Annotated in this window: 18 protein-coding genes; 8 read left to right on the top strand and 10 right to left on the bottom strand. The window is 65.9% G+C overall.

The features are described from left to right. The first annotated feature begins 21 nt into the window (after positions 1-21). Both ACGFK1_RS25210 and ACGFK1_RS25205 read left to right on the top strand, forming a co-directional pair. Positions 22-3,636, top strand: coding sequence for a PQQ-dependent sugar dehydrogenase (locus ACGFK1_RS25210; protein ID WP_393435861.1), 3,615 nt, complete (start codon positions 22-24; stop codon positions 3,634-3,636). Positions 3,637-3,727: 91 nt separating this feature from the next. Beyond that, positions 3,728-6,055 carry a CocE/NonD family hydrolase gene (locus ACGFK1_RS25205; protein ID WP_393435858.1) on the top strand — a complete coding sequence of 776 codons (2,328 nt, stop codon included), beginning with the start codon at positions 3,728-3,730 and terminating at the stop codon, positions 6,053-6,055. A gap of 8 nt (positions 6,056-6,063) precedes the next feature. Here the strand turns inward: ACGFK1_RS25205 and ACGFK1_RS25200 are convergent, their stop codons facing one another. Both ACGFK1_RS25200 and ACGFK1_RS25195 read right to left on the bottom strand, forming a co-directional pair. Next, complete coding sequence (locus ACGFK1_RS25200) at positions 6,064-7,104, bottom strand: tetratricopeptide repeat protein (RefSeq protein ID WP_393435855.1); 1,041 nt, start codon at positions 7,102-7,104, stop codon at positions 6,064-6,066. After that, positions 7,104-8,312, bottom strand: coding sequence for an ATP-binding protein (locus tag ACGFK1_RS25195; protein WP_393435852.1), 1,209 nt, complete (start codon positions 8,310-8,312; stop codon positions 7,104-7,106). Before ACGFK1_RS25195 ends, ACGFK1_RS25200 begins: the two co-directional genes overlap by 1 nt. Positions 8,313-8,457: 145 nt before the next feature. Here ACGFK1_RS25195 and ACGFK1_RS25190 point away from each other — a divergent pair, with 145 nt between their 5' ends. Together ACGFK1_RS25190 and ACGFK1_RS25185 are read left to right on the top strand one after the other, a co-directional pair. Then, positions 8,458-9,651, top strand: a complete 1,194-nt coding sequence (locus tag ACGFK1_RS25190) for a serine hydrolase domain-containing protein (RefSeq protein ID WP_393435850.1) — start codon at positions 8,458-8,460, stop codon at positions 9,649-9,651. A 35-nt stretch (positions 9,652-9,686) separates the two neighbouring features. Continuing rightward, entirely contained in the window at positions 9,687-10,520 is an 834-nt protein-coding gene (locus ACGFK1_RS25185) for a DUF1542 domain-containing protein (RefSeq protein ID WP_393435848.1), read from the top strand. Positions 10,521-10,523: 3 nt separating this feature from the next. Here ACGFK1_RS25185 and ACGFK1_RS25180 read toward each other — a convergent pair whose 3' ends face one another. From ACGFK1_RS25180 to ACGFK1_RS25165, 4 genes are all read right to left on the bottom strand, one after another. Further along, positions 10,524-12,203, bottom strand: coding sequence for a cation:proton antiporter (locus ACGFK1_RS25180; protein WP_393435845.1), 1,680 nt, complete (start codon positions 12,201-12,203; stop codon positions 10,524-10,526). A gap of 44 nt (positions 12,204-12,247) precedes the next feature. Next, entirely contained in the window at positions 12,248-13,042 is a 795-nt protein-coding gene (locus ACGFK1_RS25175) for an Fpg/Nei family DNA glycosylase (RefSeq protein WP_393435842.1), read from the bottom strand. A gap of 2 nt (positions 13,043-13,044) precedes the next feature. Then, the gene (locus ACGFK1_RS25170; RefSeq protein ID WP_393435839.1) at positions 13,045-13,524 is read right to left on the bottom strand and encodes a ribose-5-phosphate isomerase; all 480 of its coding nucleotides are present in this window, start codon (positions 13,522-13,524) and stop codon (positions 13,045-13,047) included. 289 nt (positions 13,525-13,813) lie between these two features. Next, positions 13,814-14,434, bottom strand: coding sequence for a DsbA family protein (locus tag ACGFK1_RS25165; RefSeq protein WP_393435836.1), 621 nt, complete (start codon positions 14,432-14,434; stop codon positions 13,814-13,816). Between the two features lie 176 nt (positions 14,435-14,610). On the opposite strand from ACGFK1_RS25165, the gene ACGFK1_RS25160 reads away from it, so the two are divergent. Beyond that, entirely contained in the window at positions 14,611-14,982 is a 372-nt protein-coding gene (locus tag ACGFK1_RS25160; RefSeq protein WP_393435833.1) for a DUF732 domain-containing protein, read from the top strand. A gap of 36 nt (positions 14,983-15,018) precedes the next feature. Beyond that, positions 15,019-17,613 (top strand): aminopeptidase N, encoded by a 2,595-nt coding sequence (gene pepN, locus ACGFK1_RS25155; RefSeq protein WP_393435828.1) that lies wholly within the window; start codon positions 15,019-15,021, stop codon positions 17,611-17,613. A gap of 90 nt (positions 17,614-17,703) precedes the next feature. Here the strand turns inward: pepN and ACGFK1_RS25150 are convergent, their stop codons facing one another. The 4 genes from ACGFK1_RS25150 to ACGFK1_RS25135 form a co-directional block, all read right to left on the bottom strand. Then, complete coding sequence (locus ACGFK1_RS25150; protein ID WP_393435824.1) at positions 17,704-18,045, bottom strand: HNH endonuclease; 342 nt, start codon at positions 18,043-18,045, stop codon at positions 17,704-17,706. Between the two features lie 87 nt (positions 18,046-18,132). After that, the gene (locus ACGFK1_RS25145) at positions 18,133-18,609 is read right to left on the bottom strand and encodes a DUF5130 domain-containing protein (protein ID WP_393435821.1); all 477 of its coding nucleotides are present in this window, start codon (positions 18,607-18,609) and stop codon (positions 18,133-18,135) included. After that, positions 18,596-18,841 (bottom strand): hypothetical protein, encoded by a 246-nt coding sequence (locus ACGFK1_RS25140; RefSeq protein WP_393435818.1) that lies wholly within the window; start codon positions 18,839-18,841, stop codon positions 18,596-18,598. The genes ACGFK1_RS25145 and ACGFK1_RS25140 overlap by 14 nt, the downstream gene beginning before the upstream one ends. 89 nt (positions 18,842-18,930) lie before the next feature. Next, positions 18,931-19,590, bottom strand: a complete 660-nt coding sequence (locus ACGFK1_RS25135) for an HNH endonuclease (RefSeq protein ID WP_393435815.1) — start codon at positions 19,588-19,590, stop codon at positions 18,931-18,933. Positions 19,591-19,720: 130 nt separating this feature from the next. Between ACGFK1_RS25135 and ACGFK1_RS25130 the strand changes: the two genes are divergently transcribed. Beyond that, on the top strand, positions 19,721-20,125 hold the full coding sequence (locus ACGFK1_RS25130) for a globin (RefSeq protein ID WP_393436292.1): 405 nt from the start codon (positions 19,721-19,723) through the stop codon (positions 20,123-20,125). After that, positions 20,125-21,690: an alpha-amylase family glycosyl hydrolase gene (locus ACGFK1_RS25125; RefSeq protein WP_393435812.1), complete on the top strand. Its 1,566-nt coding sequence runs from the start codon at positions 20,125-20,127 to the stop codon at positions 21,688-21,690. Before ACGFK1_RS25130 ends, ACGFK1_RS25125 begins: the two co-directional genes overlap by 1 nt. Positions 21,691-21,845 lie beyond the last annotated feature (155 nt).

Genomic DNA, 21,845 nt, shown 5'->3' with positions numbered 1-21,845 from the left:
CGGTGTTCTCCGGGGGTCGTCGTGACAGGCACGCACGCGAAATGCATCGGTCGAGTAGGCGCACTCGCAGTGGCGCTCGGTATCGGCAGTTGGACCGTGACCACCCCCTCGGTGGCGCGGGCCGAAGATCCGCCGTCGACCTCGACCAGCGAACCGTCGTCGTCCGCGACGACTGGGTCGGACTCGCCTGAGTCCCCAGCTCCTTCGAAATCGGACGCGTCGGCGTCAGATACGAAATCCGACGATTCGGAGAAACAGCCCGTCGACCCGGCGCCGTCGGCCTCGCCCACCGAGACGGAAGCGACACTCGACAACGGCGTGATCGTGCGGTCCTCCGGCGGCGCGGTGACGTCCGCACCGGACGACGAAGCCAAGCCTTCGGACTCCGAAGGCGACACTGACGACCCCGATCCGGACGACAGGAAACGACCGGTCATCCCGGCCGACAAGAAGACCCGCAAAGAGACGCCACACCTGTTGCGGATCGCGGCCACGCCGGAAACCCGTTCCAACACAACTCAACTCGGCACGAGTAACGAATCGGACATCTCCGACAACCGTGAAGTCGACGCCCCGCAGCCGGCGGGCAACACGCCTGTGACGGAAAGCGTCGCCGCCGAGACAGCGCTCCCAATGGCGATCACCGCCGCTGTCGTCGCGCCCACCCCGACCCCGGCGCCGAAGCTGGTCCCCGATCTGCGGATGGCCCCGGCCACGGTGCTCCAGACCGCGGTCAAGTTGCTCAACGTGGCGCTGGCGCCGCTGCTCGGACCCGGCCCCACATCACCACCCGAGTCACCGCTGCTGTGGGGGTTGATGGCATGGGTGCGCAGGCAGTTCGGCCTTGACGCTTCCACCAAGACCGCCACCGTCACCACCGCCCAAGCGACGCTCGCCGCGGCGTCGGGCCTGCCCGCCGACTTGGAACGCACCGTCCTGGTGTCGGGACTCGACCAGCCACTGGATTTCCGGTTCCTGCCGAACGATGGCGGCATTCTGATCGCCGAGAAGAACGGCGCGATCAAGCTCTATCACGACGGCCACACCGAGACGGTGATCACGCTGCCGACCAGTTCGGGCGGCGAACGCGGAATAGGCGGCATCGAAGTCGACCCCAACTTCGCAACCAACCACTACATCTACGCGTCCTACACCACGGTCAACGCCGCAGGCACCAACGTCAACCGGTTGTCCCGGCTCACCTTCAGCGACGATTTGCATTCTCTGCAAGCCGAACGGGTCATCCTCGAGTTCAGCGAGCCCAACCTCATCCACCACGGAGGCACAATCCGGTTCGGGCCCGTCGACCACATGCTGTACTGGTCGACGGGCGAGAACGACTACGCCCCGAACGCCCAGGATCTTTCGAACCTGCACGGCAAGATCATTCGCATCGATCCGGAGACCCTCAAAGCCGCGGCGGGCAACCCGTTCATCAACACACCCGGCGCCCGACCGGAGATCTACGCATACGGGTTCCGCAACCCGTTCAGGTTCACGTTCACCCCCGAAGGCAAACTGCTTGTCGGCGATGTCGGCAGCGCCGACTGGGAAGAACTCGACCTCGTCTCGGCGGGCGCCAACTACGGGTGGCCCCTCGCCGAAGGCAATTGCAGCAGTTGCTCTTTCGTCAATCCCATCTACGCCTACCCGCACACCGGGTTGCCGGCCAGGGCCGGCGCCATCACCTCAGTCCTTTTCTACACCAGTGACGCGTTGGGCGAGCAGTACCGGAACCGGGTGTTCATCTCGGATTACACCCTCGGCTGGATCAAGATGCTGACCTTCGACAAGAACTTCACCAGCCTGATCGACACCGAAACGTTCGACGATCAGGCCGGCATCGTGTTGCAGTTGTTACAGGGATCCGACGGGAACATCTATCAACTCGACTATCGCGGCGAGCTTTCCGTCATCGCGCCATCCGGCGGCAATCGGGCACCCACGGCGGTGATCTCCGCGACTCCGGACAGCGGTTACGCCGACCTGGCCGTGCAGTTCTCCGGCACCGGTTCCAGCGACCCGGAAAGCTCTGCGCTGAGCTATCTTTGGGACTTCGGCGACGGCGGGGACGCGGACACCTCGACCGCGATCACCCCCACCTGGACCTACACTCAGAACGGTTCGTATCTCGTCACGCTGACCGTGACGGACGCCGGAGGAAAGACCAACCAGGCGACCCGCCAGATCGTCGTCGGCAGCATCGCGCCCACGATCGACACCCTTACGGTCAGCCAGCCGAAATACAACGCCGGCGACACCATCACCTTCACCGCGACGGCCTCGGACACCGACGACGGCGCGCTCGACCCCAGTGCCTACCACTGGAAAGTGTTGTTCCGCCACGCCGATCACATCCATCCGTTCGTCGACGACATCACGGGAACCTGCGGCAGCATCACCATCCCCCGCGACGCGCACAACGTCGACACGACGCGGTATGAGATCATCCTCACCGTCACCGACAGTTCTGGTCTGTCGACAAGCAAGTCGATCACGGTGAACCCCAATCTCGTCCAACTGCAATTCACTTCGAACGACCCCGACGCGGTCTACACAATCGACGGCGTGCCCCACAAGGGCACGTACACCGAAACGGCGGTCGTCGGCGTGGAGCGTGTAATCGGCGCCGTCTCATCGCAATTCGTCAACGGCAGGAAACTGGTGTTCGGATCCTGGTCAGACGGAGACCTGCCCACCCACACCATCGTGACACCGGCAACCGCCACGACATACGCGGTGGCGTACGACGAATACGTCGCGCCGGGCACTCCAGACCCGTGGTCGATCCCCCCGCAGATCTACCTGTCGCAGCGCGCGAACGCCGAACGCCTTGTAGGCGCGTTCACCGCATCGGCGGGAATTCTGGCCGCGGCAGCGGCCCAGCTACATTCGGATGTTCTCGACGCCGTTGCAAAGATGGCCGCGAACCCATTGCGAATCCCGGCGGTGGCCGCGCACCTGACAAGCGGATTCATCAGCATGACCGCGTTTGCCGCCGCACCAGTGCTCAACGCCGTCACCGACGTCGTCGCCGCCGAGACGATCCGGGCGGTCTCCGTGGCGGCCGCGCTGGCCTCCAATGTCATTCCCTTCACCGCCACCGTGCTCAAGGCACCGGCGGAGATCGCCAATGTCCTCGTCGACACGGCGCTCGCATTGCTGCAGGCGGCAATCAGTCCCGACGGTCCCGCCGCGTTGGACGCACTCGACCTGGTGCAGGTCCTTCTCAAGGACGAAGTGGCCGAACAGCGTGGCTTGATTCTCGGCGCGTTGGCCAACCTGATCGATGACGTAGCCACGGCGTACGCCGTTCCGCTTCCGCCTCAGGCGGAATCTGGTGCATCCGGCGCCTGGTCGCTGCAGCGGTCGCTGAGGATCGCGGAGCAGGTCGCCGACTCCACGCTGGCGATTCTGCGGGCCACCGCCGCCGCCCCGATCGGGGTAGTCGACAACGCGATGACGGGACTCCGGGTGTTCGCCGCTTCCGACCCGTCGATCGATCTCATTCCCGACTGGATCGTGTTCATCCTCGGCCAGGCTGTGCGAGAGGCGACCGACGGACGACAAGCGGTGCTGCACGCCATCATGAGGGCCGGTGAAGAGCTTTCAACCGCAGCGCAATTGCGCGTATGAGTAAGCAGTATGTGACTTCTCAACCTCTAGCGCCCTGCTCGCGTTAATGTCGCGCCGAGTGCGCGTACGCGTGACCGAGGGGAGAAGGTCCATGGTGTCGCATCAACTCGGTGCGTTGGCCGTCGCGCTGGGCATCGGGTCCGCCGTCGTAGCCGGCCATGGTGTGGCGTCGGCCGATACGCCGGACGGATCGACCACAACGTCGACCGACAAGACGAGTTCGGCGGAATCGACGCCGGGCGACCAGCGGACCGAGAGCCACACGGACACACCCAACGCGGAAACACCCAAAACCACACCGGATTTCGACACCGACGTCAAAAAACCCAGGCCCAAGAAGGGAACCAAGGGTCCGCGGCCTTCGACCACCGCGACTCCCAAGACCAGGCATCCCGCGGATGCCGCCGTCAGCACCAAAACGCCCAAGCCCGCCGCGATGGCCGACACCGCCGAGGAACTCAAGGCCGCCATCGTCAACACAGTCAACACCCCGGACACCCCGATCGCGTCACAGGCGGTGCAGACCGCAGCGGTGGCGCCCGCGGCGCCCAAAACGTCGACGGCCACCAAACGGGACGACCCCGCCCAGGTGGTGACGGTTGCCGTCGCGAAGGCATTCGACGCGCTGCTGCACCCCGACGCTGACAACGCGCCCGCGTCGCCGCTCGAGGCACCCGCGGTGTGGACCCTGGCGGCGGCGGCACGACGCGAGTCGCTGACCACCTCGGTGAGCATCGACAAACCCGCCGACCCGGCGACCACCAGCCTGACGACGGCGTCGACGCCCGCCGCGGCGGCGGTCACGCCCGTCGTCGCCATTCCGCAGATCGCACCGCTGGCTTTCCTTCAGCAGATACCGGTCATCGGACCGGTCGCCTTCACCCCGATCGTCGCGATCATCCACCAGATCCCGGTCCTCGGCGATGCCCTGCACCCGTTCGTCGGCTACCCCGTCGGGTCGGGCGCGCGTGACGTCAAGGTGGTGTCGGCGGACGGCACGCTGATCTACGTCCATTTCATACCCGCGAGCGGCCTTCGTCCCGGACAGCAGGCGCCCACGGTGCTGAACGGGCCCGGGCTGGGGATGCCCGGTTCGACGAGCATCAACGGAACCCCGCTGGACGCCGTGCTGACCGACGCAACGGGCATGATGAGTGTCGGCACCTTGCGGCACGCCGGCTACAACGTTGTTACGTGGGATCCCCGCGGCGAATGGAATTCCGGCGGCCGACTGGAACTCAACTCCCCCGAATTCGAGGGCCGCGACGTCTCAGCCATCATCACCTGGATCGCCGACCAACCGGAGGCGCGCCTCGACGCCCCCGGCGATCCGCGGATCGGCATGGTCGGCGTGTCGTACGGCGGGGGGATCCAACTGGTGGCCGCCGCGAATGATCATCGGATCGACGCGATCGTTCCCGCGATCACCTACAACAACCTGACCACCACGCTGTACAAGAACACGGCGTTCAGGAGCAGTTGGGCCACACCGCTGACAGTGGTGATGCTGCTGACCGCCGGCCAGATCCATCCGCGGATTCTGCCGGTCGCGATCTACGGCGCCCTCACGGGAACGATGCTTCCGAGCGACATCGCCATCTTGAACGCGCGCAACCCCGACATCAGCAAGATCACCGCGCCGACACTGCTCATCCAGGGCACCGCCGACACGATCTTCTCGACGCAGCAGTCCGATGCCACCGCGCAGACCTTGAGGGCCAACGGCGTGCCGACCAAGGTGGTGTGGTTCTGCGGCGGGCACGGTGTCTGCCTGAACAATCCACTCGATCTCCGCGACGGCGCGCTGATCCAGCGGCGCACGCTGGAGTGGTTGGACCGCTACGTGATGGGCCTGCCTGTGCCGACGGGGCTGCAATTCGAGTGGGTCGACCAACGCGGGCAGTGGTATTCGTCCAACACGTATCCGGTGGCCGCGGGCACGCCGCTCGTCACCTCGAGCAGCCAACAGCGCACGTTGCCGTTGATTCCCTACCTGGGTGGCTCGGGAATTCCATTCGTGCCGTTGGCCTTCACGGCTCCATACGCGCTGAACCTGAAGACAGCGGCCGCCACGACGATCACGTATGTCGTTGGTGCGCCGAAGATTTCACTGACCTACTCCGGCACGGGTATTAGCACACATGTCTATGCCCAACTCGTGGACAACAGAACAGGTTTGGTGCTCAGCAATCTCGCCACGCCGATACCCGTGACACTGGACGGCAAGACGCACACGGTTGACCTGCTGCCGCTGGAGCCGGTGTCGTACACGATGCGCCCTGGCGACTCCGTCACGCTGCAACTGGTCGGCTCGGCGGGACTGTACGCGACGGTGATTCCGCCGGGTGGCGTGCTGATGGTATCGATCATCGAACTCATGCTGCCGACTGCGGACCCGTCGGCTGTCACGCCGACATGAGCTGATGGTCAGTGTTTTTCGCGGTCCACCTTGTCCAACCACTCCTGGTCGAACCGCGGTGCGAGCCATGACACCACCACCGTCAACAGCAGCGTGCCCGCCAGAACCATGTGATTGAGCGGCACGCCCAGCGCGTACACGCCCATCACCACGAGCACCAGAATGCCAAGCGCGAGATACATTTTCAGCGACCGGTAGTCACGTTGGCGCAGCAGCGGCCCCCACAACGGACGGGGCAGATGGCGCGCCAGCCAGCCGAACATGACCACCAAGACGACGGCGCCAATGGCCGCGACGATGCGCGCCGCATCCGCGTGTTCGTCGAACCTGAGCAGGATCCACAGCGCCACCCACGCCGCGATGGTCGTCCAGCTCAGCCACTGCCGCACGGTGGCGGTGATGTTGCGGCGGACCTCGTCGCCGAGATGCGGGTCCAGCCGTCCGGCCTCAGTGAACCCGGCAAGCGCACCGGAGAGGTTCCTGCTGTTCGCCCGGTTCACCGCAAGGTTGGCCAGCGCCCGTGCGTGGCCAGGCTGCAATTGCAGCGCCTTTTCGTGTTCGGCCGTCGACTCGGCGCGTCGTCCCAGCATGCCGAGGACCACACCCATCAGGTCGTGCGCATCGGCGTCGTCGGGCGTACGACGCAACATCTCGGCGGCCACCGGCAGAGCGTCGGCGGCCAGTCCGGAGGCGGCCAGCAACCGGGCGTACTCGTAGTGCGAGAAGTGATCGAGCGGCGCGGCGTCGACGCACTTGCGCGCCCAGTGGAGCCCCTCGCGCTGTCGACCGAGTTCGACGAGGACCGACGCGTATACCCGCATCGCAAGGGCGTTGTCGGGTTCGAGTGCCAGCGCGTCGCAGGCGCTGCGTTCCGCGGCGGCATTGTCGCCGCGGAAGTGCTGGGCGCGTGCCAGCTCGGTCAACAGACTTGCGTTGTGCGGGTTGTGCGCCAGCGCGGAGCGCAGCAGTTCCTCGGCGCGCCGGTAATTCCTGGCTTCCATGTAGCGGCCGGCCATGACGATCGCGGTGACGACATCATCCTCTGACATCATCGAAACTTTCTGCGCTGCATGTACTTTGCCAGGTCATCGTAGGTACCGTCGCGATTGCCGAATTCGACCACGTTGCGCGCGACGTCGAACCACTCGCCCGCGCTCGGCCGTATCTGGGTCATGGCCGCGGAGATGTCGTCCATCGATATGGGACGCACCTGACCTGACCGCGCAGAGTCGGCCAACGCCAACTGGGTTGCGGTGTCGCAGATATGGGCGAGGTCCGCACCGGTGAAACCATCCGTACGGCCCGCTATCGCCCTCAGGTCGACGCCGGCAACGGGACGGTCGTGTAGGTGGAATCGGACGATCTCGGCGCGCGCTTCTTCATCGGGCAGTCCGACAAAGATCACCCGGTCGAAACGTCCTGGCCGGCGCAGTGCCGAGTCGGCGTCCCACGGCGCGTTTGTCGCGCCGAGCACGTAAACACCGGTGTTGTCCGAAGTCGCCGGATCCATCTCGGCGAGAAGCGCATTGACCACCGTTCGGTGCCCGGAATCGCCGCGCAAGTTGGCGCGACGCATCCCGAGCGCGTCGATTTCGTCGAAGAACAACACGCAGGGCGCATTGCGTCGAGCCACCTCGAAAATCTCGTGGACGGCCCTTTCGCTGCTGCCCAGCCAACGGTCGAGCACATCGGAGATGCCGATCGGATAGAAGTTCGCATCGAGCTCACCGGACACCGCCCTTGCCAGGAACGTCTTACCGCATCCCGGCGGCCCGTACAGCAGCAGCCCGCCGCGCGCAGAAATCTTGTAGGCCCGCATCAATTGCGGGTTGCGGATGGGCCCCAGCAGCGAGACCTCCAGCCGGTCCTTGACGTCCTTCATCCCAGCGACGTCGGCCAGCTTGACGTCACTCGGGGCAAGCACATCGACGTCATGTTCGCTTTCGACGTCGGGTTCGCCACCGCCATCGACGAACGCGGGCTCGATGATGTCGGCCACCTGTTCTTCGGCGGCCGACCAGTCGAACGTCGCCTTGTCGACCGACTGTGCCGACATTGCGGCGCTGCACCGCTGCAGTAGTGCCAGCGCGGCGGCGTTCGAGGAGTCGTGCGTGAGCGCAATGCTGCAGTGCGACAGCGCTTCTGCGTGTCGACCCGCCTCCAGCAGGAGTTCCGCGAGGTGTAGCCGTAGTTCCAACGAGTCAGGGTGTCGTTTTACCGCAGCCGACAACTCGCCTATCAGCGCATCGTCTGCCACGTGTCCACCCCCTGGGGAACTGATGGTACTGACACCGACGCGTTGCCAACACTGCTTTATCCACGAGGTGCGCCGCCGTAACCGTGGCCATAACGATGCTCAACTGCGACCGATCCTTGAAGGGTCCGTCCGTAGGCTTCACCCAATGCTCGACAGACCCGCAGCTCCCATCGATGGGATGTGCGCTGCTGGATTCGAGCGGGTACGCGAGAAATTCGCGTCGAATTTCACCGACCGCGACGACGTCGGCGCCGCAGTGGCGGTCTGGGTCGAGGGTGACCTCGTCGTCAACCTGTGGGGCGGCTACGCCGACGCCGCAGGTGACCGTCCATGGCGCGCGGACACCCTGGCCAGCATCTACTCCGGCTCGAAGGGCCTGACGAGCACGTGCGTTCACCTGCTGGCCGACCGCGGCGAGCTTGACCTGAACGCGCCCGTGGCCCGCTATTGGCCGCAGTTCGGCAGGGCCGGCAAGCAGCACATCACCATCGCGATGGTGCTCGGTCACCGGTCCGGGGTCATCGGGCCGCGTAATCGGATGCACTGGGCCGACGCCGCGGTTTGGGACGCGGTATGCGCACGCATCGCCGCCGCCGAGCCGTGGTGGGAGCCGGGCACTGCGCAGGGCTATCACATGGTGACGTTCGGCTTCATCCTCGGCGAGGTGATCCGCCGGGTGACCGGCCGCACCATCGGGCAATATCTGCGCACCGAAATCGCCGAGCCGCTCGGCATCGACGTCCACATCGGCCTGCCCGCCGCTGAGCACCGCCGCTGCGCCGAGATGATCAACAAGCCGCACATCCGCGATGTTCTGGCCGACGGCGAGGCGCCCGAGCATCCAGAGTCGCTGGCCGAGCATCCGATGGCCGGCCTTGCGGTGGCGATGGGATTCGTCCCCGACGACGAGTTGGGCTCGAACGCATTGGAGAGGTGGCGGACACTCGAATTTCCCGCGACCAACGCGCATGTGACGGCGCTCGGCATGGCGACGTTCTACAACGCGCTGGCGCAAGGCAAGCTGTTGTCGCGTGAGCACATGGAGCGGGTCCGGGTGTCGCAGGGTGGCTTCGACACGGACGTGGTGTTGGGGGCACGGGTCGCCGATCACGGGTGGGGCCTCGGCTACATGCTCAATCAGCGCGGCGTTGCGGGCCCGAACCGGCGGACGTTCGGCCATGGCGGATCGGGTGGCTCGTACGCGTTCGTCGACCTCGAACACGGCATCGGATATGCGTACGTGATGAATCGCTTCGACGCCACGAAGTGCAACGCCGACCCGCGCAGCGTGGTGCTCTCCGACGAGGTTTACTCCGCTCTGGGCGTAAAGCGCGACTGACTGCCGTCCGGTTTCCTGTCGGTACGCTGGACGCCATGAACGGCGTCTTGCTCGTCCTGATCATCGTTGTCATCGCCGCTATCGCGCTGGCAATGTACAGCTCGTCGAAGGCGTCGGGTAGGCGCAATGCGGCATCGTTGGCCGACGCGAAGGCCGACGCGCGTCGGCTCATCGAACGGCTCGGCGGCCAGGTGCTGAACGTGACCGGCACCAACGACGCCGCCAAGCAGGCGATGGCCGATGCGTCGGAGCGCTACACCGCGGCCTCGTCACAGATCGAGCAGGCCACCAGCGTGCGACAGGCGGCGCTGGCCAAGGAAAGTGCGGTCGAGGGCCTGTATTACGTGCGCGCCGCGCGCACCGCAATGGGCATGGACCCAGGACCGGAGTTGGAGTCGCTGGCCGGGCAACAATCGGCGGGCACCGTGACCGAAGATCGGCGCGTCGACTTCGAGGGTCGCGAGATCGAGGCGTCGCCGTCGCCGTCGCAGCGCACACCGAACTACTATCCCGGCGGTCGGGTTGCCGGCCGTCCGGTGCCTGCCGGCTGGTACTCGGAGCCGTGGTGGAAGCCCGCTCTGGTGGCAGGTGCGTGGGGCCTGGGGTCGGTGCTGTTGTTCGATGCGCTGTTCGACGGCATGCACGGAGTCGATTACGGCGCACAGGGTTTCGAGAACGGCTACGGCGACGGCTTCTCCGACGGGTTCGGAGCGGGGCAGGACGGCGGCGGCTATGACGGCGGGGGCTACGACGGCGGAGGCGCCGATGCGAGTGGCTTCGACGGGTACAGCGGTGACGGCGGCGGCTTCGACGGCGGGGGCTTCGGCGATTTCGGCGGCGGCGACTTCGGCGGCTTCGGCGATTTCTGAGCGCTAGATGCGGCTGTCCAGCCGCGCGGACACCCCGGCCTCTTGTAAGTCCAACCGCTCGAGCATGGCTCGCGCCGCCTCTTCCTCGATGCGTCCACCGTCGCGTTCCGCGATCAGCGCGCTGCGTTGCGCGGCAAGCACGTCCCGGTAGAGCTGGGAGAAGACTTCCGCGCGCCACGTGTGCGACTCGGGATCAGGCATCTCGTCGGCGTCCTGAGAGTGCCGCGCGATGGTCGACCTGATGCCGGCCACCGTCGCGGCGTCGAGGCCGGCGGGCGGGTCAGCGGCGAACTTCGCCAGCACGTCGTCCGCGGCGATGTGCACGATCTGCTCGGCTTTGCGGGTCTCGGCGTCGTCGAGGACTCGGTCTGCTTCGAAAGACGGCCCGAGCCAACGGATCAGCAACGGCAGTGTCCAGCCCTGCAGGAGCAGAGTGCCGACGCTGACCGCGAAGGCGATGGCCTGAATCGTCGCTCGTTCGGGGAACGGCTGGCCGGCGGTGGTCAGCACCGGGATACCCGACGCCGCGGCCAGCGTCACCACGCCACGCATGCCCGTCCACGAGACGACGACGTTCTCCTGCCACGTCAGCAGGCGGCGATCGATCATCGCAGACCACTTGCGGGTCAGGCGTTTTCGGGTGCCGAGCGCGCCGCGCGCACCGCCGACCGGAACGGGCACGCTGAGCCGTGACTCGACATGACGCGACAGCAGGCCTCGTCCGAACATCAAGAACACACATGCGGGCCGGATCAGCAGCACCACCGTCAGCACAACACCAGATGCCAACACGACCTCGGTCAGCGACTCGTGAGCCTCGCGGAGATCCTCCAGGACGAACCGCAATTGCAGTCCGATGTAGGCGAACACGAACGCCTCCAGCATCACATCGACGGAGTTCCACACATACCGCTCCTGCAACCGGGTCTGATAGCCCGCGTCAAGCGACCCATGACCGACGACGAAGCCCGCCACCACGACCGCCAGCACGCCCGACGCGTGAAGGTGTTCGGCCGAAATGAACGCGGCGAACGGCACCACCAGACCCTGGATCGTTTCCAGTCCCGGATGCGCGAGCCTGCGCCGGATCCACAGCGTGATGTAGCCCAGTGCCGCGCCGAGCGCTGAGCCCACGACGGCGCTGTAGGCGAACAGCAGCAGCGGGTTGGCGATGAACGCCTCGGTGCCGGCGACATGCGCCACCGAAATCGAGAACAACGACAGCGCCGCTGCGTCGTTGACCAGACTCTCGCCGGTCAGGATCGCCATCACCTTCTTGGGCAAGCCGAGTTTTCGGCCAACCGCGACAGCGGTGACGGCATCGGGCGGCGCCACCACCGCGCCGAGTATCAACGCGGTCGCGAATGTCAGCGACGGCACCAACCACGACGCGACACCAGCGACTACGACAGCGGTGACGACGACCAGGCCGACGCCGAGGCCGAGGATGGGCCGGATGTTGCGCAAGAACGTGGGGAACGAAAAATCAAGCGCGGCAGAGTAAAGCAGCGGCGGCAGCACCACGGACAACAGCACTTCTGATTCCAGCTCGACGCCTTCGAATTCGGGCGCGAATGACACCGCGAATCCGACCACGACGAGCACGAGTGCAGGTTCCAGCCCGCGCCGATGCGCGATGGCCGTCACCACGATGGCGCCGACGACTACCAGGATCAGTTCCACTCGGCGATTGTCGCCGAGTCATCGGGTTCGCGCTGCCTGCCGATCTACGTCTGGTCTGTCGGACACCAGAACAGATTGCGGCCCTCGAGTTCCGCGGTGCGAATCGTGGTGCCGCATATCCGGCACGGCTCTCCCGCCCTGCGGTAGACATACGTACGCGGACGACCGGGCGCGTACGACGGCAGACCGTGGTCGTCCTCGGGACGCACCACGATGATCTTTCCCCGCCGCAGCCCGATCTTCATCAGCTCGACGAGATCGGTCCACATCGCGTCGAACTCGGCCTCGTCGATGCGCGTGCCAAGGCGATACGGATCGATGCGGTGCCGGAACAGCAGTTCGTTGCGGTACACGTTGCCCACTCCGGCGATCACCGTCTGGTCCATCAACAGTGCACCGATCGGCCTGCGAGACTTGGTGATTCGCGCCCATGCCAGCGATCCGTCGGCGTCGCGCCGCAACGGATCGGGCCCGAGTCTGGCCACCACTTCGGATACCTCGGGCTCCTCGATCACCTCGCACACCGTAGGGCCCCGCAGATCGGTGCCATATTCGGTGCCGATCATCCGCATCCGCACTTGGCCGACCGGCAGCGGCAGCGGTATCGGCATCTCGGTGAAGGTGCCGTACAGGCCGAGGTGGACGTGCACCACGCGACCGCCCTCGTAGTGGTGGAACAGGTGCTTGCCCCAGGCGGTGGCCTTCTTCAGCACCCGCCCGTTTACCGATGCCGCTCCGTCGACGAACCTGCCCTGCGGGCTGGACACCATCACCGGCGCGCGACCGAACCGGCGCTGATGCAGCCGGGCCAGCCGGTGCAGCGTGTGGCCTTCGGGCATCCTCAGGCGGGTGCGCCCGGCACCGGCGGCGCGACGTGCGTCTTCTCGTATTCGGCCAGGATGTCGATCCGGCGTTGATGTCGTTCGGCTTTCGACCACTCGGCGGCCAGGAACGCGTCGATGATCTGCTTTGCCTGCTCGACGGTGTGCATGCGTCCGCCGATGCCCATCACCTGGGCGTTGTTGTGTTCGCGGGCCAGTGTCGCGGTCTCCACGCTCCACGCCAGCGCGCAGCGCACACCAGGCACCTTGTTCGCCGCGATCTGCTCGCCATTGCCCGAACCACCGATCACGATGCCGAGGCTGCCCGCATCCGCCACCGTCTTCTCCGCGGCAGCGATGCAGAACGCGGGATAGTCGTCCTCGGCGTCGTAGACGTACGCACCGCAGTCGATCGGCTCGTGGCCGGAGTCTCGGAGATGCTCGATCACGGCCTGCTTGAGTTCGAAGCCGGCGTGGTCAGAGCCCAAGTAGACGCGCATGGCGGCCATTGTGGCAGACGCGGCTCGCCGACGGTGATGGCGTCAAGCCGCTCCTTGATGAACACCGACGATGTCACCGGTCCTGGAACTGGGGGTTGGCCGCTGCCGAGCAGCTTGCGGTCCGGGCTGAACAATGCGGCATCCATCGATATGCCGCCCTGCACCAACGCTTTTCGGGCGTCCACGGCGATTTGGACAAACAGGGACAAACAAAGGCTTCGCCGGTTGACTCTGCGCTGACGGCGACAAAGTGCGAGAGGCCGTCGCCCTCAGCGCAGAGTCATAGACGTCAGTCGAACTCTGGCGCCTCAGTTCTGGTGCGCTTGAGTTCCCAGAAGTGCGGATACGAAGCGAACGTCACCGACGCGTCCCACAGCTTGCCGGCTTCTTCACCGCGCGGAATCCGCGACAGCACGGGGCCGAAGAACGCCACACCGTTGACGTGGATGGTGGGGGTGCCGACATCGTCGCCGACAGCGTCCATGCCCTCATGGTGGCTCTTGCGCAGCGCCTCGTCGTACTTGTCGGTGTCGGCGGCCTCTGCCAATTCAGCAGGCAGGCCGACCTCCTCGAGCGACTCCTTGATCACCTTCGAGTAGTCGGGGTCGTGCTCTCGATAGCCCTGGTTGTGGATCCGGGTGCCCATCGCGGTGTACAGGGGCGCCAGAATCTCGGGGCCCTTCGCCTGTTCGGCGGCGATGGCTACCCGGACCGGCCGCAACGCCGCAGCAAGTCCCTTTTTGTAGTCCTCGGGCAGATCGCGGCCCTCGTTGAGCACCGCCAGGCTCATCACGTGGAAGTTGACCTCGATATCGCGGACCTTCTCGACCTCGAGAATCCAGCGCGACGTGATCCAGCACCACGGGCACAGCGGGTCGAACCAGAAACCTGCAACCGACTTCTCAGCCATTAGTGTGTGGTCCTCTCGGGTAGTAGGTCAGGAATCCGTACAGCACAACCGCGCGCCTGAGCCAGGTGTTCCCACTGCCATGTAGGCCGAAAAGTCGCCCCACAGGACACGCATAGTGTGCAAAAGGTTATCCAAGCGTGTTGTCGATGTGACCGTTGTGAATCAGTGTTTCTCTTGTGATTAAAGCGAAACGAAGTCTGACCGCGACCTTGGTCGGCGCCGCGACGGCAATAACACTCGCAGCGCCGGCATCCGCCGACCCCGTCACCGACAATTCGTTCCTCAATGCACTGACCAACGCCGGCATCGGCTTCAACGATCCATCGGGCACCGAACAGCTCGGCCAGTCCATCTGCCCGATGCTGGTCGAACCTGGGAAGAACCTGGCGTCGGTGTATTCCACCGTGTCCCACAACGGCATCAATCCCGACATGGCGGCATTCTTCACCGGGATCGCGATCTCGATGTACTGCCCGTCGATGATGACCTCGATCGGCAACGGGACGTTCCTCAACCAACTGAGCGGGCTGAACATCCCCGGGCTGTAGTGGGCCGCGTGACCGCGCGGCCGATAAGTTGGACGCGTGGCACTTCCCAATCTGACTCGCGAGCAGGCCGTCGAACGCGCCGCGCTCGTCACCGTCGACAGTTATCGCATCGTCCTCGACCTCACCGACGGGGAAGGCAAACCGAGCGAGAACACGTTCCGTTCGGTGACGACCGTGGAGTTCGACGCCCTCGCCGGCGCCGATACCTACATCGACATCGCCGCCGAATCGATCCGCAGCGCGACGCTTAACGGTCGCGATATCGATGTGTCCGGCTACGACGAGTCGACCGGCATCCCGCTGGCGGGGCTCGAGGGCCGCAACACCGTCGTCGTCGACGCCGACTGCCGGTACTCCAACACCGGTGAGGGGCTACACCGCTTCGTCGACCCAGTCGACGGCGAGGTCTACCTGTACTCGCAGTTCGAAACCGCAGACGCCAAGCGGATGTTCGCATGCTTCGACCAACCCGATTTGAAGGGGACGTTCGACGTCACCGTCACCGCGCCGTCGCACTGGGAAGTCATCTCCAACGGCGCGGTGTCAGGCGTCGAGGATGACGGAGCGGCCAAACGGCACGCCTTCGCCGTCACACCGCGGATGAGCACCTACCTGGTGGCGTTGATCGCAGGCCCGTACGCCCGATGGGACGACACCTACAGCGACGACCACGGCGACATTCCGCTCGGCCTGTTCTGCCGTACGTCGCTGGCCGAGTTCATGGACGCCGACCGGCTGTTCACCCAGACCAAACAAGGATTCGGCTTCTACCACAACAACTTCGGCGTGCCATACGCGTTCGGCAAGTACGACCAGCTGTTCGTGCCCGAATTCAACGCGGGCGCGATGGAAAACGCCGGCGCGGTGACGTTCCTCGAGGACTACGTCTTCCGGAGCAAGGTCACCCGCGCATCGTACGAACGGCGCGCGGAGACGGTGCTGCACGAGATGGCGCACATGTGGTTCGGCGACCTCGTCACGATGCAGTGGTGGGACGACCTGTGGCTCAACGAGTCGTTCGCCACCTTCGCCTCGGTGCTGTGCCAGGCCGAGGCCACCGAGTTCACCGAGGCGTGGACGACGTTCGCGAACGTGGAGAAGTCGTGGGCCTACCGGCAGGACCAGTTACCGTCGACACATCCGGTGGCCGCCGACATCCCGGACCTGGCCGCGGTCGAGGTGAATTTCGACGGCATCACCTACGCCAAGGGCGCCAGCGTGCTCAAGCAACTCGTGGCCTACGTCGGCCTCGAGGAATTCCTCTCAGGGCTGCGGGACTACTTCCGCGACCACGCCTTCGCCAACGCCACCTTCGGTGATCTGCTCGGCGCGCTGGAGAAGGCGTCGGGCCGCGACCTGTCCGGCTGGGGGCAGCAGTGGCTCAAGACCACCGGCCTGAACACGCTGCGCCCGGACTTCGATCTCGATGGGGACGGACGGTTCACTCGGTTCGCGATCACGCAGAGCGGGGCGCAGCCCGGGGCCGGCGAAACGAGAGTGCACCGGCTCGCCGTCGGTATCTACGACGACGATGTTTCTGAAGGCAGCGGCAAGCTGGTCCGCATCCACCGCGAGGAACTCGACGTCGAGGGCGCGACCACGGATGTGCCCGCGTTGCAAGGCGTTTCACGCGGCAAGCTGATTCTGGTCAACGACGACGACCTGACGTACTGCTCGCTGCGGCTGGATCCGGAGTCGTTGCAGACGGCGCTCACCCGCATCGCGGACATCGCCGATCCGCTGCCCCGCACGCTGGCGTGGTCGGCGGCGTGGGAGATGACAAGGGAAGCCGAGCTTCGCGCACGTGACTTCGTGGCTCTGGTCGCAGGCGGCGTGCACGCCGAAACCGAGGTCGGTGTCGCGCAGCGGCTGCTGCTGCAGGCGCAGACCGCGCTCAGCGCATACGCCGAACCCGGGTGGGCGCGCGCCGAGGGCTGGCCCGCCTTCGCCGATCGACTGCTGGAGTTGGCCCGCGGCGCCGAGCCCGGCTCCGACCATCAACTCGCCTACATCAACGCGCTGTGCGGGTCGGTGCTGTCCGACCGGCACACCGATGTGCTGCGGGCGCTGCTGGACGCCGACCCGACCATGCAAGGCCTGGCAGGCCTCGAGGTCGACACCGACCTGCGCTGGCGCATTGTCACCGCACTCGCTGCGGCGGGCAAGGTCGACGCCGACGGGACCGACACACCGTTCATCGACGGCGAGGCGCAGCGGGACCCGACCGCGGCGGGCAAGCGGCACGCTGCCGCGGCCGCGGCAGCCCGACCGCAGCCCGCGGTGAAGGAGGCGGCGTGGCAGCAGGTCATCGAAGACGACACGCTGCCCAACATCACCGCGCGCTCGATCATCGGCGGTTTCGTGCGGCCGAGTCAGGAAGAGTTGCTGAACCCGTTCAGCGCCAAGTACTTCGGCGCGATCTCCGGGGTGTGGCAGCGGCGTTCGAGTGAGGTGGCGCAGACGGTGGTGATCGGGCTGTACCCGGCGTGGGACGTCAGCAAGGCCGGCCTCGATGCCGCCGACCGGTTCCTGGCCGAAGCCGACGTGCCACCGCCGCTGCGGCGGCTGGTGGTCGAGGGCCGCGCGGGCATCGAGCGCGCCTTACGAGCGCGCGCCTTCGACATCACCTGACTCACTTGACTTACCCGACTACGCCGAGCGTGCGTGTCTGCACGCCGACACGCCGTGTTAGGCGGGTATTTCACGCACGCTCGTCGGTGTCTACCGGGCCAATGCCGCACGGATTTGCATGTAGCGCATCAAGAAAGCGCGCTCGTCGAGGCGCTTTCGGCGCAGCCACGTGGTGACTTCTTCATTGCACTTGCTGGTGTTGCAGGACGCGCACGCGGGCACCACGTTGTCGAGCGTGTACCGCCCACCTCGCGAGATCGCCATGACGCAGTCACGCTGAAACGGTCCGTCAGAGGCGCCGCAGTAGGCGCAGCCGCTCCACGCGGCCTGAATCGCCGTCCATTGTTCAGCCGTGAGGTCATTGACGACGGCGTCCAACCGACGCTTGCGCTTCCGCGCCGCTCGGGCTCTGCGAGTTCTGCTAACCGCCATTCACGGAGCGTATGCACCGCGAGCGTGCGCAAACTGCCACGAAACCCCGGCGTGTCGTGTGCAAACACGCACTTTCGCGCTATTACGTCAGCGGGCTGAGACGCCCGCGCTGAGCACCCGGACGGCGCTGATCAGGCCGTCCATCAGGTTGCCCTCCTTGAACGACGCGGCGGCGGCCGACACACCCAGCGGCGCGGACTCCTCGATGCCGCGGCCCTGCACATCGGCGCCGTAGACCACCTCGATTGCGCGTTGGTTGGGCGAAACCGCCAGCAGCACAGCGTTGTTCGGGGTGGCCACCTTGGCCAGGATGGCCCTTGCCGTGGCCGCGGTGTCGGCACCGAGGTCGCCGACGTACACCGCGAAGCGGGCCTTGGCGTAGCGCGAGCCGTACTTCAGCGCGTCGTCGAGCACCACCAGATCCTTGACGGGGAACGGGTAGATGACTGACAGTTCACCGGGCTCGGTGACGCCGGAGATCCGACCGCTGTTGGTGACGACGAACCCGTGCGGCAGTTGAGCCGGAAGGGCCGATCCGACGGTCGAGACTTCACCACTTGCCACTTGCGCCGCCTCCAATCGTGACGCCATGCGAGCCATGGCTTCCGTGGCCGTGCTCGGCCGGTTCGTCGGACGCCCACAGAATCGGCTCGTGCGTCCACGGCTCGGTCAATTCGTAGGTCTGCGGGTGCGGGCCCTTGCGGCCCTTGCCGACGCCGTAGATCAGAGCGATCAATACCAGCAGTACAAGCAGCGGAACGCCCCCGAGGAGGGAATGAGTCAGTGCGGTGCTCACGTCGCAAACCCTATCGCAGGCCGCGATGAGCGCTCGCGCGAAGAGGGGGAACCGGCCGCCGGAAAGGGCAGGGTGACCGATATCACCGACTAGGCCGCGCCCTCACCCAGGTATCTCACCCATGCCGGGTCGAGTTCCTTGACCGAGGACAACAGCCGCCAATGCTGCCCCTTCGGAGGGACGGGGAGCGCGCGCAGGGTCCAGCCCAGCTCGGCCAGCAGCCGGTCGGCCTTGCGGTGATTGCACGTCGAGCACGCCGCCACGCAGTTCTCCCAGGAATGGTCGCCACCGCGGCTGCGCGGCACCACGTGGTCGACGGTGTCAGCCTTGCCGCCGCAGTAGGCGCAGCGGAACCGGTCGCGATGCATCAGCGCGGCACGTGTCATCGGGATGCGTGCCCGGTAGGGCACCCGCACGTAGGAATGCAACCGGATCACCGACGGCACCACGATCGACCTGGTGGCCGAGTGGATCACCGGACCGTTCGGGTCGTCGTGCACCACGGAGGCTTTGCCGCACATCAGCATGATGACCGCCCGCCGCATGGGCAGAGCGGTCAACGGTTCGTAGGTGGAGTTCAGCAGCAGCACGCGTCGGCGGCCCCAGATCGAGGCCTCGTTGGTACTGGGCGGGTGGGCGGTGTCGACACTGTGCAGAGCGCGCGATGGCGCGTGGCTAACTGCGGGCCCGGATATGCCCGTCGCGGCCTGGTGGTGCCGGTGGCCGCGACCTTTCTTGCGCTGCGCCATACGTCCTCCGACCGACAGTCCACCACGGATTGGGGACAATCGCACGACAATTCTGCCCGTGTTCGCTGGTCACTCTGGTGAACTCTGCGTGACGTCACCGATTGGCGGGCGGGCGTCGGCCATGGGGACAATGGAGCGTGTGACAGCTGCGCAGCGCTCGTTCTACGACGAAGTCGGTGGCCACGACACGTTTCACAAGATCGTGGCGCGGTTCTACCAACTGGTCCGTGAGGACGAAATTCTGCTACCGCTCTACCCCGAGGACGAACTGGACGCCGCCGAAGAGCGCTTGCGGATGTTCCTCGAGCAGTACTGGGGCGGCCCGCGGACTTACTCCGACCGGCGCGGGCATCCCCGGCTGCGCATGCGGCACGCCCCGTTCAAGATCGGCTACCTCGAGCGTGACGCGTGGCTGCGCTGCATGCACACGGCCGTCGCGGAGATCGACTCGCAGACGCTCGACGACGAACATCGCGCGAACCTGCTCAACTATCTGGAAATGGCGGCCCACTCGATGGTGAACTCTCCGTTCTGATGAGCACACCCTGGTGGTCGCATGCGCTGTTCTATCAGGTGTATCCGAGGTCGTTTCTTGACAGTGACGGCGACGGCGTCGGCGATCTCGACGGTGTCACCGCCAAGCTGGATTACCTCGACGCGCTCGGCGTGGACGCCATCTGGCTGAACCCGGTGATGGTTTCGCCGATGGCCGACAACGGCTACGACGTCGCCGATCCTCGCGACGTGGACCCGCTGTTCGGCGGCATCGACGCACTCGATCGGTTGACCGACGCCGCGCACCGGCGGGGCATCAAGGTGACCATGGACCTGGTGCCCAACCACACCAGCTCGCAGCATCCGTGGTTCCAGGCGGCGTTGGCCGCCAGCCCGGGCAGCGACCAGCGTGCGCGCTACATCTTCCGCGACGGCACCGGCCCCGGCGGCATTCACCCGCCGAACAATTGGGTCTCGATATTCGGCGGCCCCGCGTGGACTCGCGTCATCGAAGCCGACGGCAGTCCCGGCCAGTGGTACCTGCACCTGTTCGACGCAGAGCAGCCAGACCTCAATTGGGACAATCCCGAAGTATTCGATGACCTGGAGAAGACGCTGCGGTTCTGGCTGGAGCGCGGCATCGACGGCTTCCGCATCGACGTCGCGCACGGCATGGCCAAGCCGCCGGGGCTGCCAGACATGGAGGTCATCACGGCCGAGATGCTGCTGGCCGACATGGACGACGACCCACGGTTCAACAACGACGGTGTGCACGAGATCCACCGTCAGATCCGACGGGTGTTCGACGACTATCCGGACGCCGTGGCCATCGGCGAGGTGTGGGTCTACGACAACGAGCAGTTCTCCCGCTACGTTCGCGACGACGAATTGCACCTCGGCTTCAACTTCCGGCTACTGCGCGCGGAGTTCGATGCCGACGAGATCCGCGGGGCCGTGGAGAACTCGATGACCGCAGCCGCGTTGGTGGACGCCGTGCCGACGTGGACGCTGGCCAACCACGACGTCGACCGGGAGCCGACACGCTACGGTGACGGGCCCGTTGGGCTGGCCCGTGCGCGGGCGATGGCGTTGGTGATGCTCGCGTTGCCCGGCGCGGTGTTCATCTACAACGGCGAGGAACTCGGCCTGCCCAATGTCGACCTGCCCGACGAGGCATTGCGCGATCCGGTGTGGACCCGGTCCGGGCACACCCGCCGCGGTCGCGATGCGTCGCGTGTGCCGATGCCGTGGGACGGCGACACTCCCCCGTTCGGCTTTTCGTCGAATCCGGATACTTGGCTGCCGATTCCGCCGCAGTGGGCCGCGTTGACGGTGGAAAAACAGCTTACCGACCACCGGTCGACACTCTCGTTCTTCCGGCAGGCGTTCGAGTTACGCCGCAGCAGATCCGAATTCGGCGGCAGGACGGTGACGTGGTTGGACTCGCCCACCGACGGCGTTGTGTTCCGGATCAGCGGCGGACTGGTGTGCGCGCTCAACGCCGGCGAGCACCCGATGGCTTTGCCCGACGGCGAGGTGCTGTTGACCAGCGGGCCGTTGGTCGACGGCAGGCTGCCACCGAACACCGCAGTGTGGGTGGTCTAGTTCCCTGCGCGTGGGCCCACCCCCAAGCAGCGAACAGACGTAAAACTGCCCATTTCGCGGGGCGGTTTCTAGCGCTCTATGCAACAGCGGTCGGTGTGGACGGGTTGGAGAGTAGTTCGTCGAGGGCTTCGGCGGGTGTTTTCCAGTCCAGTGTT

The sequence above is a fragment of the Mycobacterium sp. NPDC048908 genome, assembly GCF_043197955.1.
Classification (GTDB): Bacteria; Actinomycetota; Actinomycetes; order Mycobacteriales; family Mycobacteriaceae; genus Mycobacterium.
The sequence above is the reverse complement of the archived record's forward strand: the minus strand, read 5'-3'. Positions and strand labels throughout refer to the sequence as shown.